This window comes from Flavobacterium sp. (assembly GCF_024305175.1).
In the GTDB taxonomy this organism is placed as follows: Bacteria; Bacteroidota; Bacteroidia; order Flavobacteriales; family Flavobacteriaceae; genus Flavobacterium.
The window spans coordinates 40,857-56,305 of the sequence record NZ_JAMWYY010000016.1; the positions used below are offsets into that span (position 1 = coordinate 40,857).

Below are 15,449 nucleotides of genomic sequence, written 5' to 3' on the forward strand. Positions count from 1 at the left end.
ATTAAGAAGCCTCCTATTTACGGGAGGCTTTTTTGTAGTATTCATCCAATACTGTTTTTCTGCCTATAGTGCGGGTTATAATATCTTTTTCAAGGTTCCACCCACGTGCCGGGCTGTACTCGCGCCCATACCATATTATTTGTAAATGCAGTTTGTTCCATAGTGTTTCAGGAAACAGCCTTTTAGCAACTTTTTCTGTCTGCTCTACATTTTTACCATTGCTAAAGCCCCAACGGTACATAAGCCTGTGTATATGGGTATCTACCGGAAAGGCAGGCACACCAAATGCCTGGCTCATAACCACGCTTGCGGTTTTATGCCCTACTGCGGGCAGGGCTTCCAGGTCTTTAAAACTGGCAGGAACTTCACCATTGTGCTTTTCAATCAAAATTTCAGATAGCCCGTGTATCCCCTTAGCTTTCATAGGCGAAAGCCCCACAGGTTTTATAATTTCCCTTATTTCTTCTACAGATAGTTTTACCATTGCATGGGGGTTATCGGCACGTTCAAACAGCAGGGGAGTGATCTGGTTTACACGTACATCCGTACTTTGCGCCGACATCAGCACAGCTATCAGCAGGGTGTAGGGATCTTTATGGTCGAGCGGTATGGGTACTGTAGGGTATATTTCATCAAGGGTAGTAATGGCAAATTGTACCTTTTCTGATTTTGTCATTTTTTGTACATTTATGAAAACAAATATAATACTATGACAACATTAAAAAAAGGAGATAAAGCACCTGATTTTTCAGGCATGGATCAAGATGGCAATACCCACACGCTTGGCAACTATAAAGGCAAAAAGCTTGTGGTATTTTTTTACCCGAAAGCCAACACGCCCGGCTGTACTGCCGAAGTATGCGATTTGCGTGACAACTACGAACGTTTTCAGGCAGCTAATTATGAATTGTTAGGCGTAAGTGCCGACAGCGCTAAAGCGCAGGGTAAATTCAGGGATAAGTTCAGCTTTCCGTTTCCGCTGATTGCTGATGAGAATAAAGAAGTTATAAATGCTTTTGGTGTATGGGGCCCTAAAAAGTTTATGGGTAAGGAGTATGACGGCATACACCGCACCACTTTTGTTATAAATGAAGAAGGTATAATTGATGAGGTTATTACCGATGTAAAAACCAAAGCGCACGCAGCGCAGATTTTAAAGTAAAAAAAAAATGCAGCCGAAAGGCTGCATTTTTTATTCTTGTTTATCAGTGCTTTTCTTGATGAAAAATATACCTATCGCACCTGTTGCTATACCTTGCAGCGGGGCAAGATATATATTAGACTGTTGTAACCATAATATAGCAGAGGTTTTTGCAAAAGGTTGTGCAAAAATTACACACATTATTATCAGCAGGTAAAAAAGAGACAGGAAAAAAGCAATATTAAAATGAAAATTTTCTACACTTCTGCTGCCTGCAGTTCCGTTTGTACTGTCAAAAATAAATACTGATATAATTAGCGAAAGGGTAGGCAAAATATTTTGGCAATACCAGCCCCAGGCCTCTGTTACGTTGCTCTCATATTTACCTTTTACAGTTTGCATAAAGAGCATTATAAATAAAATTGCCGCAAAAGTAAACCAAAGTACCGCAATTCTTTTTTTAGCAGATTCAAATTGTATTTTCATTGTTGCAAAGTTTTTTTAATTCCTGTCATGGTTAAATGTTGCCCGGGTGTTTCGGTAGGTTTTATTAACGAAGCTTTTTCGTTGTTCTCAGTCTTTTTAAACTGGTATATCAAGGCAGTAACTTTGTGCTGCTTGGTAAAAGGCATACTTGCTATATCTTCAGATAAATATGTTCCGCCATCATAAAGAAGTTCGTCTGCCCATTCTGCATCCGCTTCTTCTTTTTCAGTAAATACCAGCGGATCTTTGCTGACTATAAAAACAATACAGCGATAATAGCCTGTCTGGGCATTAAAGAGTGCTTCAAAATAACTTGATAACGAAAAGCCTTCGCTACTGTAAATCTCTTTTGTCCAACGGTCATCCCCTGTTAAGGGCTTACCTTTTTTATCGGTTTTCTCAAGCTGGGTAACAATGGCAAATCCATCTTTTACATAAAAATAGCTTTTGCGGGTGTAGCCATTTTTATCCAGTGCTGCACTGATTATATCATCAACATTGCCTAAGCTTTCACCTTTAAAATAAGTACGCGAAACAGTTTCAACATCAGACGGGCGGGGTGGTTTAGAGGGGAACTGTGGGAACTTAATCATTGGGGAACTTACTTCAGGACAACCTGAATTACCAGCTGTACCCATTATATCCGGACACAAATCATCTTTATCTAATACACCATCACCATCGGTGTCTGCCCAGGGGCATCCCATATTTTCTATCGGGCCGGGAACATCAGGGCAATTATCAAAATCATCAGGCACGCCGTCTCCGTCGCGGTCAGGGCAACCATTCAATGATATGTCTCCTGCTGCAAAAGGGCATGTATCATCTTTATCCATAATGCCGTCATTATCAGTATCAGGGCACCCGTTAAAAGCCGGAAGTCCTGCATCATCCGGGCAGTCATCTACTGTATCGGCTATACCATCGGCATCTCTGTCAGCTTTTATTTGCATGCTTTTACAGCCGGCAAAAATTATAGCAATAAATAATAGGAGTAAAATTTTAGTTGTGGATTTCATATATTGACGATTCTATATATAAATGTAATTATTTATTAATCATTTTTAAGTTTTATTTGTAAGAAAATATAATTAACATACTATTTTCCATCATGTTATATAATTATTACAAAATAATACACTAAAATTTTTAGGAAGTAATTAGTATGATGTAAAGGTTATATGAGATAACTTTATCTGTAAACCTCATTATAATGACTACACTAAAGGCTACTTCATCTAAACTCGAAATTATTGCCAAAGCAGGTTTTACTGCCAAGGGTATAGTATATGCACTATTGGGACTGCTTACTTTTATGGCTGCTTTTAATATCAACGGAAAATCTACGGGTGATACAGATAAAAATGGTGTCTTTAATTTTTTATACAGTCAGCCCGGCGGGCAGGTGTTGCTGGGGTTGTTAGCTGTTGGGTTAGTGTGCTATTGCATATGGAGGCTAATTCAGGCATTTACAGGAAATAGCGACAGTAGCGAGGATAAAAAAAAAGAATATGCAAAAAGAGCCCGTTATTTATTTAGCGCAATAGCCTATGGTGGTATAGCCTTTCAGGTGGTGCGTAAATTATTTATAAGCGCATCCGGAAGTGGTAACGACAGCAAGGAAAATTTAGCACGGGAGTTGCTTACAAAGCCTTTCGGGCAGGTGCTTACAGGTATTGCAGCCCTGATACTTCTGGGTGTAGGCCTGTATCAGATTTATTACGGATATTCAGAAAAATATAAAGAGCATGTAGATAAAGCCGTTAACGAAAAAAGCAGGAAGGGGATGATGACAGCAGGCAAAACAGGCTATATAGCCCGTGGCGTTGTATGGCTTTTACTGGCATGGCTTTTTTTAAAAGCCGCCTGGGAGGCCAATGCTTCCAATGCCGGAAATACTTCAAAAGCATTTGGGTTTTTACAGGAAACATCATATGGCCCCTATTTACTCGTTGCCATTGCAGTAGGCCTTGTTTGCTATGGAACCTTTAACTTTGTAAGGGCACGTTATGAGAATTTTGTATAGCAGGCTTTATTTATGTATTCTCTACCGTTTCATCGGTATGTGCAGGCAATAGCCTTTTAGGGTCATAACCAAACAAATGGTTCTTTTTAATTAGGTCGGCAATACCTTCCGGCAGCATGTGCTCCCATCCGCTTTGTCCTTTATTAATCATTTTAAGCACTTCTCTTGAGAAAATTTCAAGATATTCTTCTTTAACCCCCGGTATATCTACCACTTTGCCGTTGAACTTAAAGAACTTATATAGCTCTTTCATCCTTGGGTGTACTTTAAGGTTTTCCGAGTTTATAATAGTACCGTCTTCATCTTTCATAGGGTATAAAAATACCTTAAGGTCGCGGTAAAACAGCTTACCAAAGGCTTCGAGTATTCCTCCGCTAAGATGGCGGTAATACTTTTCGTCAAAAATATCAATAAGGTTATTTACTCCCATTGCAAGCCCCATACGGGCTTTGGTGTAGTTACTGAAGTATTCTACAACTTTATAATATTCCTGGAAGTTAGATATCATTACCGTTTGCCCGATAGAGCAAAGCAGCTCGGCCCTGTCTAAAAAGTCGCGTTCATCAATCTCGCCTTCGCTCCGCAGGTTAGATAGGGTAATTTCAAAAACAACAAGTGTTTTCTCTTTATCCACCTTATTTTCTTCAAGGAACATCTCATGCGATTTTTGCAGGATATCCATATTAACTTTAGTAACAGGACGGAAACTGCCACGCAGCGCAAGTATATTTTTTTTGTATAATACTGCGGCAGGCAGCACGTTGTGCCCGTCAGGGTTAAACATAACCGCATCGGTCATACCGTTCTTTACAAGCTGTAGGCTCATCAAGCGGTTATCTACATTGGCAAAGCGTGGGCCCGAAAAGTTGATGGTGTCTATTTCAAGCTGGTCTTTATCAAGGTGGTCATATAGGTAGCGTAGTAGTTTTTTTGGGTCATTGTACTTATAAAAAGCACCATATATAAGGTTAACACCCAATATACCTAGGGTTTCCTGCTGCAGCCTTGCATCATTCTCCTTAAAACGGATGTGCAGTATTATTTCGTTATAATCTTCATCCGGCTCTACCTGATATTTTATACCAACCCAGCCGTGTCCTTTAAATTGCTTAGCAAAATCTATGGTGGCTACAGTGTTGGCATAGCTAAAAAACATTTTATGGGGGTGTTTCTCCCTTTTTAGCCTGCTTTCTATAATCTTAACCTCGTGGGTCAGCATTTTCTTCAGCCTGCTTTCGGTAACGTAACGCCCGTCGTCCTCAACGCCATAAATGGCATCGCTGAAGTCTTTATCATAAGCCGACATGGCTTTTGCTATGGTTCCTGAAGAACCGCCTGCACGAAAAAAATGCCTTACGGTTTCCTGGCCTGCGCCAATTTCAGAAAATGTACCGTAAATATTTTCGTTCAGGTTAATGCGTAAAGTCTTGTCTTTTATAGAAGGTACGTGTTCTATGATTTTATCGCCCTTAAGGGTAATGTCTTTGTCCGTTAACTTCATAGCTTATATGTTCTATTGCAAAGTTAAAGAATCAAAGACTCTAATAAAACAAATAATGTTATTTTTGTAAAAAAATCAGCTTATTTTGAAGGTTCGTTTTTTAGGTACAGGAACATCTCAGGGCATACCGGTAATAGGGTCTGACCACCCGGTTTGCCTTAGCAGTGACCCGAGAGACAAACGCCTGCGCGTAAGTGTATGGATGTACTGGGAGGGCGCTTCTTATGTTATAGACTGCGGGCCTGATTTCAGGCAGCAGATGCTGGTTTCAGGTTGCGGGAGGTTAGACGGCATATTATTCACCCACGAACACGCCGACCATACTGCCGGGCTTGACGATATACGCCCTTTTTTCTTCCGGCAGGGTGATATACCCGTTTATGCACAGAAAAGGGTAATAGAAAGCCTTAAAAAGCGTTTTGATTATATTTTTGAAGAGGAGAATAAATATCCCGGGGCACCATCTGTAAAGGTTAATGAAGTAAACGCGCATGAACCTTTTGCGATAGCTGATAAAACAGCAGTGCCAGTACTGGCCTATCATGGCTCTCTAGAGGTGTTTGGCTACAGGGTAGGGGCGTTTGCCTACCTTACCGATGTAAAGCATATAGTGCCTGATGAAATAGAAAAGCTTAAAGGCGTAAAAGTTTTAGTGGTAAGTGCACTTAGGTTTGAGCCGCATGCTACCCATTTTAATATAGAAGATGCCCTGCAACTGATTAGCGAAGTAAAGCCTGAAAAGGCTTACCTGACGCATATAAGCCACCTGATGGGGTTTCATGCCGAAGTGGAGGGCATGCTTCCCGAAAATGTTTTTCTTGCTTATGATAACCTTGAAATAACCATATAGTTACCTGATGAAAAAGAATTTATACCTATACCTTTTTATTTTTTCGTTACTGATAAACATTTTTACTTACATGTACTTTAGTAACCGGCTTGCTTTTGAAGAAAAACGTAATACATCGGTTTCAGGTAAAATAAAAAAGCTTGAGGACAGCCTGGCAGTAAATAAAGACCTTTTAGAGAGAGCTAATTATTTCTCGTTAAACCAAAACCTGAACGCCCGCAATTATTTCAGGGACCAGGATGCTGACCAGATAGCCATAAAAGTAAGGGACGGGCTTTATAAACTGAATAATAATGAAGCAGGTAACCCGCTTATTACATACCCGTCAATTAATAATGCACCGTTCCGCATTAATAAGATAAAAGTGCTGAATAACCGTTGGGTTATAGCCGATTTTACTGATGGTAAAATGTGGGGAGAAGTACTAATAAAATACTTTATAGAAGACAACGGCGAGGTTAGTTATGAGACTGTTGAAACCCTTGTGCATACCCATAGCATGTATTAAATATTTTTGTACTTTTAGTTCCCAATTTTAACCGGATATGAAAAAGCTGTTAGCACTGGCTGCTGTTATCTTTTTGTTTTGCGCCTGCGATTTTATGCTGAAAGAGCGTGACGACGACAGTACTGTTATGCCTGCCGATAAAAAGGTAATGCTGGGTACTGATAAAGACGCTAACGGCTGTGTACTCTCTGCGGGTTACAGGTGGTCGGTCATCCGTAACGAATGTATACGGGTATTTGAAGAGGGCTACCGCCTTAACAGTATTGAAGAGCTTAAAAGTGAAGGCATATCTAAAAGTGCATTTATCATTTTTGAGGAGAACGGTAACCGAGCCGAATTATTCCTGCCTGAAGAACATACAGGCATCCTCTTAAAGCGCGAAAAAGAGGGAACACCTTATAAAAATAATGTATGGACACTGCAAATGCAAAATGGTTACTCGTTACTTAAAAACGGAATGTTGCAATATGCCGGTGCAGCTATAGAGGAACAACAAATAACAGGAGACGATAAAGAAGAAAGCTAAGTGTAAACTTAGCTTTCTTCTTATATGAATATATTTAGAGCCAAAAATCAAGCTGTTTTCTCCATCCAGCTAAGTAGATCGTAAAAATTTTGCGGAGCAACACCGTGTCCAACCGGATATTCATGGTATTCAGTTTCGATGCCTGAATCCCTGAAAAACTCAGGTGCTTTACGCGCCCAATCTACAGGTATAACCTGGTCTGCCGTACCATGTGATATAAATAGCTTTAATTTGGCAAGCTCATCTTTACTATATTCTTTACCTGCTATTTCAGTATTAAGGTAGCCGCTTAGTGCTGCAACCCTTTGTATTTTTTGTGGATAAGTTATTGCAACTGCATAGCTGAGTATGGCGCCCTGGCTAAAGCCTATAAGCGTTATTTTTTCTCTATCAATTGGGTATGTGTCAATAAGCTCATCAATAAATTTTGAGATAAGGTCGCGTGAGGCTACCGCCTGCACCTCATCAGAAAATTTATTCATGCCCGCATCAAAATTAATGGCATACCACGCATTACCGTAGGGCGGTAAGCTGTAGGGAGCGCGTGCCGAAACTATTAAATATTCGCCCGGCAATTGTTCTGCAAACGAAAAAAGATCTTCCTCGTTACTGCCGTAGCCATGCAAAAGCAAGAGTAGCGGGTTTTTGTCTTTTTTTACTTTTGGCTGCCTTACAAGGTGGTATAGTAATAAATTATTCTGCATTATAAACCTTTAAAAATTTTTTGAAAAAACGGGCCCAAAACAGGTACAAGGTACATTTGGCCCTGCACAGCGCCAATAAACCCATATATCCACAATATAAAGAAAAAAAGATAGAAAGCTGATGAAACCATCCAGCTGTCAAAATAGCCGATAGGATAGCCCAATGTAAAGAATAACAGAATGATACCCAAAGCCTGCCTTATGTGGAATGAAGCAAAAATATTCTTCTTGTCGTTGTTCATCACTATAGCTATTACCGAACCGAAAATAGTAAGATAGCTTACTATGGCTATAGTTTTTCCTTCTTCAACTGTATTGTAATTCATATCAGTCAACTTTTATAATGCTTTTAGATTCTATGTCAGTCCTTTTGTCAAATATAACATCATAGTAAGCGGCTTTACCCCCTTTACTATTCAACTCAATTGTTTGCCTGCCGTATTCAATATTCTTTTTATCGAAAACCTTAAAAGTAAGTACATCATTAAAATCTTTCTCTGTTATTATGTAAATTACAAGCATGTTGTTATTACCTACAGAGTCTTTTTCTATGCGGTATTTACCAATATTTATTCCTTTTTCTTTCAGGGAGTCCGAGAGAATTATTTTACTATCCAGTGTGCCATCCACACCTTCTGCAACTCCGTCTATAAACTCTGTGGCGGTTTCGCCCATAGCTTTTCCACTTTTATTTACTGTCTCTTTAGCTTTTTCGCAGGAAAAGACAGTTATAATTAATAGTAATCCGAGGAGCTTTTTCATGCTATTATTTTTTCAGGATTAATTTTCCGTTATTGTAGATACCATAGGCCTTGCCTTTAAGCTTTTGCCCTAAAAAAGCAGAGTTTTTCGATTTGGAAAGTATATCTGCCTTTGTAAAAGTATACTCGGTATCAGGGTTAAAGAGTGTTAGGTTCGCTTTACTTCCCTCGGCAATAGTGTTGTCTTCAATCCCGAATAAAGCTTTGCCGGCGGTTAGTTTTTCTATAACAGTATCTAATGGTAGTACAGTTAGCAATGCCCCAAAAGCACTTTCAAGCCCTATTGTACCGTCTTTGGCAAGGTCAATCTCCAGCTTTTTGTTTTCTATATCAATAGGGTTGTGGTCAGATGTTATCATATCTATAGTTCCGTCCAGCACGCCATCAATAAGTGCCTGCCTTTCTGTTTCGGGACGAAGTGGCGGCGCAACTTTATAGCGGGTATCAAAGCCGGTAAGCACTTCATCGGTTAAAAAGAGGTGATGTACTGCAACGCTGCACGTTACATTCAGTCCCTTTGCTTTTGCCTCACGGATAAGCTGTACCGATTTGCCTGCAGAAACGGTAGGTATATGCATTTTACCTCCTGTATATTCCAACAGGAAAAGGTTGCGGGCTATTTGTAGTTCTTCAGCTAAAGCAGGTATGCCCTTAAGTCCGAGCTTTGTGCTTACCGCACCTTCGTGTACAACCCCTTTGCCTTTAATTTTTTCGTCTAGCGCATAGGCAATAACAAGCCCGTTAAAATACTGTACATATTGCAACGCAATTTTTAGTATGTTAGCATCGGCAATGGGTTTGTTATAATCCCCGAAAGCTACTGCACCTGCATTCTGCATATCAAATAATTCGGCTATGTCCTTCCCTTCGCTTCCTTTTGTTAGCGCACCAATAGGATAAAGGCTTGTGGCGTGCCCGGCTGCTTTAGCTTTTAAAAAATGAATGTCTGCCTGTGTGTCGGCTATAGGGTTGCCTGTAGGCTGAAGGGCAACGGCTGTAAATCCGCTTAAAGCAGCGGTGTTTAAACCATTTGCAATGGTTTCACGATCCTCAAAACCAGGTTCACCAAAATTTACAGAGCTATCAAACCATCCTTGCGAAATGTGCAGGTTTTCCAGTTCCAGAATCTCAAATCCGGGTTCAGGTGTTATATCTTTTCCTATTTGCTTAATAATGCCGTTTTCAATTTTAATATCGGTTACAGTTCCGTTTAAAGCACTGCTTTTGTCTGTAACAACGGCATTTTTAATTAGTAGGTTCATTTTACAAATTTTTGAATAAGAAGTTCAAGTAATAAAAAAATAAGCGTACCTATTATAAACCACTTCCAAAGCTCATTGGCAGTACGTTCCGATTGTATATCGTTATATACTGTGGCTAAAGAGTCTGTAATGGTATAATCATTTAGTATCCGGCTGCTTTGCTGGTAAAGGTTGCTTTCAGTACGGGCATGGTTAAAGCTGATATCTTTCAGTTTCTCATCGCCCTTATATACGGCATAATTGCCACTTTCTTCTGGGTAATCTCCGAAAGACAGCTTTACCTTATTGCTCAGAACCTGCTGCATCGGTATAAAGTCAGTAGTTTCATTACGTACGGTTACAACCTCATCTTTAGAGAGCACAGCATCGAGTAAAAGGCTTTCACCTTTGCCGATAGTTATAGCATTAATGCCTGTACGGCTGTTGTTTTGCGCCATGTTATAGAGCGTAGGCACAATCAACGGGGAATTTCTGAAGTTACTGTTGTTATTGTTTAAAGGCGCAGCAAAAGCATATATATTACCGAGTTTGTTGGTGGCAGAGGCAAGGAAAGGTGAACCATCGGCATAAGATAATACCGCAGCACCATTATTAAGAGTAAATCCTGAATTAGTTTCAGGATACTGGAAATTATCAGTCCTTTTTTCAAATGTACTTAGATAGAGCGGATGGCTGAAAGCTATCTTTGTTATCTGTTTTTTTGTATTTACAGGCCCTGAATAGGTAATACCTGCTATGCCTGTAGTAAGGCTGTTGAGGTTTTGAGCAGTAGCTTCCTTAGCGGGAATGATTACTATGTTACCGCCTTTTTCATAGAACGATTTAAGAGTTGTGACAAGCGACTGCGGAATTTCCTGTAGTTCGTTAAGGAGTATTGCGTCCTGTTTCTCGAGTGCATTATAATCAAGCTTACGTAATTCTGAGGCTGTAAAATTGAATTCATCTTCAGTATAAATGCGTTTGAGGAAATCATTTTGTGCCGTTTCGCCTATGGCAGTAACATTTAATTTTTCAGGGTTAGAAATGCTGAAAAAGTAAGTGTTATCATAAGCAAGGCTTTTATCATCAATGCTTACATATCCATGAAAATCTGTTTTTGGTATGGTAAACGTAGCAGCTTGTTTTTGCTCATTAAATTTTACAACTGTTTTAGCTGTAAGGTTTTTACCGTTATACAGTGCTATAGGTATTTCATTTTCTACTTGGCCAAAAGCCTGTAGCGTAACATTTATCTCATAAAAGTTATCCAGTACCTGGGCAATGTAAACGCTGTCAACAGAAACATTTACCTTATTCTCAGCTTCGGGTGTAATAAAATAAACGGGACTGTCGGGGCTTAATGAGCTTATATCTTCGGGACGCAGGTTTACGGCATCAGTAATAATAATAATATCCCTTCCCGCAGAAGGATTTTTAGCCTGTGCTTTGGTAAGCAGGAAATCAGGGCGGAAAGGTACATCTGTGTATTTAAGGTTTTGCAATTCTTTCTGCACCGAACGTACATCAGTATCCCAGTAAGCAGAAGTATTGGTAATTACAGAGAATGTTTTATCATCCGGAGTGCTTTCCAGTATATCCTGTACAGCCCTTTTAAGCAGCTCGCCTTTGCTGCCTTTGGCCTGCATACTGAAAGAATTGTCTAACAGTATCACCATTTCATTGCCCTTGTTAGCATCTCCAGCCGCTTTAAAATAAGGCTGTGCAAATGCTATGATAAGGCAGGTTAGCAACAATAGTCTTGTAAAGAGTAGCAGCCATTTTTTTATGACAGAGCTTTTGCGGGTTTGCATGCTTAGCTCCTTTAAGAACTTAACATTGGTAAAGTATTGTTTTTGAAAACGCCGCAGTTGAAATAAATGCACCACAATGGGTATAACCAGCAGGAAAAGGAAGTAAAGGATTTCCGGGTGTTTAAACTGCATTCTGATTTTTAGTTTGTCAAAAATACTAATTTTTATTCTAAATATGCCAAGTAATTGCGGGGTGTAATGCAAATAAGGCTTTAATTACCTATTTTTGTTTTAACGACCCAAACCACTTACAATGAAATTTTACCGTTTACTCATTTTAATAGGGATTATGAACGCAAACGCTCAGGAAAAATATAACCTTATTGTGGGTACCTATACCAACCAATGCGAGAGCAAAGGCATATATGTATATGATTTTGATGCCGCAACTGCCGAAACCAAACTGAAAGACAATACCAAAGGTGTTATTAACCCGAGCTACATTACTGTATCGGCAGATAATAGCTTTGTGTACAGCGTTAATGAAAACGGCGGGGAGAGTACAGTAAGCGCATTTAAATATGAGCCTGAAAATGGCAGGCTTAAGCTTTTGAATAAGAAAGATGCTAAAGGTGCAGACCCATGTTATATAATTAGTGATGAGAAAAATGTTATCGTTGCTAACTACAGTGGCGGCAGTATAGCGGTTTTTGGACGTAACGCTGACGGCAGCCTTAAAGATGCAAAACAGGTAGTAAACCACACAGGCAGCAGTGTAACCGAAAGACAGAAAAGCCCGCACGTGCACATGGTCTGTTTTTCGCCTGACAGGCAATATGTACTGGCTAATGATTTGGGTACCGATAAAGTATATGTCTATAATTACAACCCTGACGGAGGAGCGCAAACACTTGTTTTAAAAGAAGCCAAAGATGTAAAAAAGGGCAGTGGCCCTCGCCATATGGCTTTTAACCCTAACGGAATTTTTATGTACCTGCTCCACGAGCTTGATGCAACATTAACTGCTTTCAGCTATAACGACGGTAACCTTAACGCTATACAGGAAACTACTGTAGCACCTACCGACAGGGTTGTGCAAAACGGTGCGGCTGACATACATATAACTAAAAGCGGCAGGTTCTTGTATGCCACCAACAGGGGAAACGCCAATAATATAACGGTTTTCAGGGTACATGCTAACGGAAAGCTTGATATGGTGCAACAGATAAGCACTCTGGGTGAGGCACCACGTAACTTTACTATAGACCCAACGGGCAATTATGTACTGGTAGCAAACCAGAACAGCAATAATATAGTAATATTTAAAAGAGATAAAGTAACAGGTATATTGCAGGACACCGGCAAGAAAATTGAGGTTTGCCAACCCGTTTGTTTAGTATTTACTGAAAATAAAACCCTTAAAGAAAAGAAATAATTTTACTTCCCCTTTTTCTTTTTAGCGGTTTTCTTAGCTTCAGCGGCACGGTTGCGTGGTGCGGTTTTACGGGGCTTGCGCTTCCCGGGGCCGCCAAGGTTTACTTTCTTGTTTTTGTCTTTCTTTTCATGAAAAGCTTCGCCGCCCTCATGTTTCGGCTTTTTTAGCAGTTGCTTTACTTTTTGCTTGGTTTTCTCAAAATCTAGCAGCTTTTCTTCAATTTTTACATTTTCAGGAAGCGGAAGCAGCTCAAGCTCTTTTTCCATCAGCAATTCGGTTTCTATTTGCTGCTCTTCTTCTTTAGGGCTTATCATGCTTATGGCTGTACCTTCGGCATCGGCCCGCCCGGTACGGCCAATACGGTGTATATATTGCTCCGGTACATCAGGAAACTCTATATTAATAACATGGGTTATGCCCGAAATATCAAGTCCGCGTGCCATAACATCAGTAGTAACTATACCTCTTAGCTCTCCTTCCTGAAATAAAGCCATGGTGTTAAGGCGGTAATTCTGGGATTTGTTGGAGTGTATTACACCAAACTGCCCTTCATGTTCTTCTTCAAGGCTTTCCATAACCAGGTCGGCAGTACGTTTGTTATTTACAAAAACCAGTACTCTTTGCAGTTCATCGCTTTGTAAAAGCACTTTCAGGAGGTTTAGCTTGGTAAGGAAATTAGGCACATGATAGCCCTGTTGCTTTATCTTTTCCAGCGGCGTACCCGATGGTGCAAGCGATACTTCTTCAGGGAAATCAAAAAAATCGTTCAGCATTTCATCTACTTCATCTGTCATGGTTGCAGAAAAAAGAATGTTCTGTCTTTTCTGCTTCATCATAGAAAGTATTGAGGTTACCTGAAAGCGGAAGCCCAGGTTAAGTATCTCATCAAACTCATCTATTATCAGTTTTTGAAGGGCATCAAAACGTACTACGCCATCCAGCGCTAAATCCATAATACGGCCCGGCGTGCCCACTAAGATATCTACGCCTTCATACACCTTGGTTTTTTGCGTATTAATGTTTACACCGCCATATATACCCAGCACACGTACCGACATATATTGTGTAAGCTTTTCTGTTTCTTCCGCTACCTGTACCACAAGCTCACGTGTAGGTACTATAATAACAACACGGGGAGTATCTGTCTTGGCAAACTTCCATTGCTTTAAAACCGGCAACAGGTAAGCAAATGTTTTACCTGTACCTGTTTGTGCAATACCCATAACATCACGTCCTGAAAGTATAACGGGCATAGCACGTTCCTGTATGGGGGTTGGGTTACTGATACCCAGCTCATCTATTGCTTTTTGTAAAGATTTTGGCAGGTCGAAATCCTGAAAAGTTGCCATAGCGTTTATTTTGGGCAAAGATAGCAATTAATAACAGATGTGCTTATGAAGGTTTTTTAACCTCATTTTCACTCAATTATAATTTATTAAAGCTAATTTTAAGTTTATGGAAGACATAAAACTATACATAGATTATATTGCCCGTTTTACAGAAGCAGCAGGTATAGTAACTATAGTGGGTGGTATGGCAGTTGCTTTATTCAGGTTTTTATTTATAAGGCAGGGCATAACACCGCGTTCTTACCGTTTGCTTCGGCAGGAACTGGGCAAGGCGATACTGTTGGGGCTCGAAATACTTGTTGCAGGAGATATCATATCTACCGTTGTTACTAACCCAACCATGCAGCAGGTACTTATACTTGCGGTTATAGTACTAATACGAACTTTTTTAAGCATATCTATAGAGGTAGAGATAGAAGGCAGGTTTCCGTGGCAGAAACGTACTGATGATTAAGGCTTTGTTATTTAACATAACCTTTATAAAAAACTATTTTCCCAGTGCTATTTTAGCATAATAAAAATATCTTTTATGCCCGATCTTTTAACCATAGGACATGTATCTGTTGCTTCAATCCGTAATTACCTTTTTGAAAAGCGGATTGATAAGGGTGACTCTATAATGCTTAACCCCGCAGATTACGAGCATTTGCTGGAAGATATTAAGCATTCCGGCGAACCTATTGATATACCCTTAAATGTTTTAGGGGTACTTATAGTTAAAGACAATGCAGCCCAGATACCTGCTGGTAAAATCAGGGTAATAAAAAATGAAAGCCTGTAGTTAAGTTTGTATCTTTTATACATTGAGAAAAAGCTTCGAAGTAGTGCCCGAAGCTTTTTTTATTTACCAACTACAGGTATTTATTCTTCAGATAGTGGGCTATTAGAATAGTTCTTATTATATATAACCTGATCAATTGTAGAAATAGACAGATTATTAAACTCAGCACTGATAATCTTTTTAGCATCATGGCTCTTCATCTTTAGTTTTTTTAGTTGGTGGTACCGCTCCACGATCTTCCTGTTTCTTTCCTTAAGAAGGTCACTTACTGTCATAAAATTATTTTTTTGCAATAATTTTCTTTATATTTATAAAGATAAATAGAAGAAAATAAATCGAAAAAGCGATTATTATTCTACAAATATATCATTAATTTTGAAAATGAAAAA

At 39.6% G+C, this 15,449-nt stretch carries 18 protein-coding genes and 1 pseudogene; 8 read left to right on the forward strand and 11 right to left on the reverse strand.

All coding sequences use genetic code 11. The annotated features are described in order from the left end of the window. Positions 1-13 precede the first annotated feature (13 nt). Positions 14-676 (reverse strand): endonuclease III, encoded by a 663-nt coding sequence (nth, locus tag Q0K96_RS05805; RefSeq protein ID WP_297333064.1) that lies wholly within the window; start codon positions 674-676, stop codon positions 14-16. Between the two features lie 33 nt (positions 677-709). On the opposite strand from nth, the gene bcp reads away from it, so the two are divergent. After that, positions 710-1,162, forward strand: a complete 453-nt coding sequence (gene bcp / locus Q0K96_RS05810) for a thioredoxin-dependent thiol peroxidase (RefSeq protein WP_297333065.1) — start codon at positions 710-712, stop codon at positions 1,160-1,162. 30 nt (positions 1,163-1,192) lie between these two features. Here bcp and Q0K96_RS05815 read toward each other — a convergent pair whose 3' ends face one another. Then, entirely contained in the window at positions 1,193-1,627 is a 435-nt protein-coding gene (locus Q0K96_RS05815; protein ID WP_297333066.1) for a hypothetical protein, read from the reverse strand. Positions 1,628-2,226: 599 nt separating this feature from the next. Next, positions 2,227-2,565: pseudogene (locus Q0K96_RS05820) on the reverse strand (thrombospondin type 3 repeat-containing protein); the annotation flags it as partial. Positions 2,566-2,840: 275 nt separating this feature from the next. On the opposite strand from Q0K96_RS05820, the gene Q0K96_RS05825 reads away from it, so the two are divergent. After that, positions 2,841-3,653 carry a DUF1206 domain-containing protein gene (locus Q0K96_RS05825; RefSeq protein WP_297333067.1) on the forward strand — a complete coding sequence of 271 codons (813 nt, stop codon included), beginning with the start codon at positions 2,841-2,843 and terminating at the stop codon, positions 3,651-3,653. 10 nt (positions 3,654-3,663) lie between these two features. On the opposite strand, the gene Q0K96_RS05830 is transcribed toward Q0K96_RS05825, so the two are convergent. Then, entirely contained in the window at positions 3,664-5,154 is a 1,491-nt protein-coding gene (locus Q0K96_RS05830) for a TonB-dependent receptor (RefSeq protein ID WP_297333068.1), read from the reverse strand. 85 nt (positions 5,155-5,239) lie between these two features. Here Q0K96_RS05830 and Q0K96_RS05835 point away from each other — a divergent pair, with 85 nt between their 5' ends. Genes Q0K96_RS05835 through Q0K96_RS05845 form a run of 3 tightly spaced genes read left to right on the forward strand, consistent with a single transcriptional unit; the run spans position 5,240 to position 7,038 of the window. Further along, complete coding sequence (locus tag Q0K96_RS05835; RefSeq protein ID WP_297333069.1) at positions 5,240-6,004, forward strand: MBL fold metallo-hydrolase; 765 nt, start codon at positions 5,240-5,242, stop codon at positions 6,002-6,004. A 7-nt stretch (positions 6,005-6,011) separates the two neighbouring features. Continuing rightward, positions 6,012-6,512, forward strand: coding sequence for a hypothetical protein (locus Q0K96_RS05840; protein ID WP_297333070.1), 501 nt, complete (start codon positions 6,012-6,014; stop codon positions 6,510-6,512). A 37-nt stretch (positions 6,513-6,549) separates the two neighbouring features. Beyond that, entirely contained in the window at positions 6,550-7,038 is a 489-nt protein-coding gene (locus tag Q0K96_RS05845; protein WP_297333071.1) for a hypothetical protein, read from the forward strand. A gap of 47 nt (positions 7,039-7,085) precedes the next feature. On the opposite strand, the gene Q0K96_RS05850 is transcribed toward Q0K96_RS05845, so the two are convergent. From Q0K96_RS05850 to Q0K96_RS05870, 5 genes are read right to left on the reverse strand one after another with little or no spacing between them, the layout of a single operon-like run. Then, entirely contained in the window at positions 7,086-7,742 is a 657-nt protein-coding gene (locus tag Q0K96_RS05850) for a dienelactone hydrolase family protein (RefSeq protein ID WP_297333072.1), read from the reverse strand. Continuing rightward, on the reverse strand, positions 7,742-8,068 hold the full coding sequence (locus Q0K96_RS05855; RefSeq protein ID WP_297333073.1) for a hypothetical protein: 327 nt from the start codon (positions 8,066-8,068) through the stop codon (positions 7,742-7,744). The genes Q0K96_RS05850 and Q0K96_RS05855 overlap by 1 nt, the downstream gene beginning before the upstream one ends. A 1-nt stretch (position 8,069) precedes the next feature. Next, positions 8,070-8,504, reverse strand: a complete 435-nt coding sequence (locus Q0K96_RS05860) for a hypothetical protein (RefSeq protein ID WP_297333074.1) — start codon at positions 8,502-8,504, stop codon at positions 8,070-8,072. A gap of 4 nt (positions 8,505-8,508) precedes the next feature. Then, on the reverse strand, positions 8,509-9,765 hold the full coding sequence (locus tag Q0K96_RS05865) for a dihydroorotase (RefSeq protein ID WP_297333075.1): 1,257 nt from the start codon (positions 9,763-9,765) through the stop codon (positions 8,509-8,511). Then, on the reverse strand, positions 9,762-11,687 hold the full coding sequence (locus tag Q0K96_RS05870; RefSeq protein ID WP_297333076.1) for a BatA and WFA domain-containing protein: 1,926 nt from the start codon (positions 11,685-11,687) through the stop codon (positions 9,762-9,764). The genes Q0K96_RS05865 and Q0K96_RS05870 overlap by 4 nt, the downstream gene beginning before the upstream one ends. 121 nt (positions 11,688-11,808) lie before the next feature. Here Q0K96_RS05870 and Q0K96_RS05875 point away from each other — a divergent pair, with 121 nt between their 5' ends. After that, entirely contained in the window at positions 11,809-12,930 is a 1,122-nt protein-coding gene (locus Q0K96_RS05875) for a lactonase family protein (RefSeq protein ID WP_297333077.1), read from the forward strand. Between the two features lie 2 nt (positions 12,931-12,932). Here the strand turns inward: Q0K96_RS05875 and Q0K96_RS05880 are convergent, their stop codons facing one another. Continuing rightward, the gene (locus Q0K96_RS05880) at positions 12,933-14,279 is read right to left on the reverse strand and encodes a DEAD/DEAH box helicase (RefSeq protein WP_297333078.1); all 1,347 of its coding nucleotides are present in this window, start codon (positions 14,277-14,279) and stop codon (positions 12,933-12,935) included. Positions 14,280-14,385: 106 nt separating this feature from the next. Between Q0K96_RS05880 and Q0K96_RS05885 the strand changes: the two genes are divergently transcribed. After that, positions 14,386-14,733, forward strand: a complete 348-nt coding sequence (locus Q0K96_RS05885; protein WP_297333079.1) for a DUF1622 domain-containing protein — start codon at positions 14,386-14,388, stop codon at positions 14,731-14,733. Between the two features lie 75 nt (positions 14,734-14,808). Then, positions 14,809-15,060 (forward strand): hypothetical protein, encoded by a 252-nt coding sequence (locus tag Q0K96_RS05890; protein ID WP_297333080.1) that lies wholly within the window; start codon positions 14,809-14,811, stop codon positions 15,058-15,060. Between the two features lie 80 nt (positions 15,061-15,140). Here Q0K96_RS05890 and Q0K96_RS05895 read toward each other — a convergent pair whose 3' ends face one another. Beyond that, the gene (locus tag Q0K96_RS05895) at positions 15,141-15,335 is read right to left on the reverse strand and encodes a hypothetical protein (RefSeq protein WP_297333081.1); all 195 of its coding nucleotides are present in this window, start codon (positions 15,333-15,335) and stop codon (positions 15,141-15,143) included. Positions 15,336-15,449 lie beyond the last annotated feature (114 nt).

Coding starts and splice junctions, on each gene's coding strand:
- Q0K96_RS05845 (WP_297333071.1), top strand. CDS start 6,550: ATGAAAAAGCTGTTAGCACTGGCTGCTGTTATCTTTTTGTTTTGCGCC.
- Q0K96_RS05865 (WP_297333075.1), bottom strand. CDS start 9,765: ATGAACCTACTAATTAAAAATGCCGTTGTTACAGACAAAAGCAGTGCT.
- Q0K96_RS05860 (WP_297333074.1), bottom strand. CDS start 8,504: ATGAAAAAGCTCCTCGGATTACTATTAATTATAACTGTCTTTTCCTGC.
- Q0K96_RS05855 (WP_297333073.1), bottom strand. CDS start 8,068: ATGAATTACAATACAGTTGAAGAAGGAAAAACTATAGCCATAGTAAGC.
- nth (WP_297333064.1), bottom strand. CDS start 676: ATGACAAAATCAGAAAAGGTACAATTTGCCATTACTACCCTTGATGAA.
- bcp (WP_297333065.1), top strand. CDS start 710: ATGACAACATTAAAAAAAGGAGATAAAGCACCTGATTTTTCAGGCATG.
- Q0K96_RS05825 (WP_297333067.1), top strand. CDS start 2,841: ATGACTACACTAAAGGCTACTTCATCTAAACTCGAAATTATTGCCAAA.
- Q0K96_RS05840 (WP_297333070.1), top strand. CDS start 6,012: ATGAAAAAGAATTTATACCTATACCTTTTTATTTTTTCGTTACTGATA.
- Q0K96_RS05815 (WP_297333066.1), bottom strand. CDS start 1,627: ATGAAAATACAATTTGAATCTGCTAAAAAAAGAATTGCGGTACTTTGG.
- Q0K96_RS05890 (WP_297333080.1), top strand. CDS start 14,809: ATGCCCGATCTTTTAACCATAGGACATGTATCTGTTGCTTCAATCCGT.
- Q0K96_RS05830 (WP_297333068.1), bottom strand. CDS start 5,154: ATGAAGTTAACGGACAAAGACATTACCCTTAAGGGCGATAAAATCATA.
- Q0K96_RS05870 (WP_297333076.1), bottom strand. CDS start 11,687: ATGCAGTTTAAACACCCGGAAATCCTTTACTTCCTTTTCCTGCTGGTT.
- Q0K96_RS05885 (WP_297333079.1), top strand. CDS start 14,386: ATGGAAGACATAAAACTATACATAGATTATATTGCCCGTTTTACAGAA.
- Q0K96_RS05880 (WP_297333078.1), bottom strand. CDS start 14,279: ATGGCAACTTTTCAGGATTTCGACCTGCCAAAATCTTTACAAAAAGCA.
- Q0K96_RS05850 (WP_297333072.1), bottom strand. CDS start 7,742: ATGCAGAATAATTTATTACTATACCACCTTGTAAGGCAGCCAAAAGTA.
- Q0K96_RS05895 (WP_297333081.1), bottom strand. CDS start 15,335: ATGACAGTAAGTGACCTTCTTAAGGAAAGAAACAGGAAGATCGTGGAG.
- Q0K96_RS05875 (WP_297333077.1), top strand. CDS start 11,809: ATGAAATTTTACCGTTTACTCATTTTAATAGGGATTATGAACGCAAAC.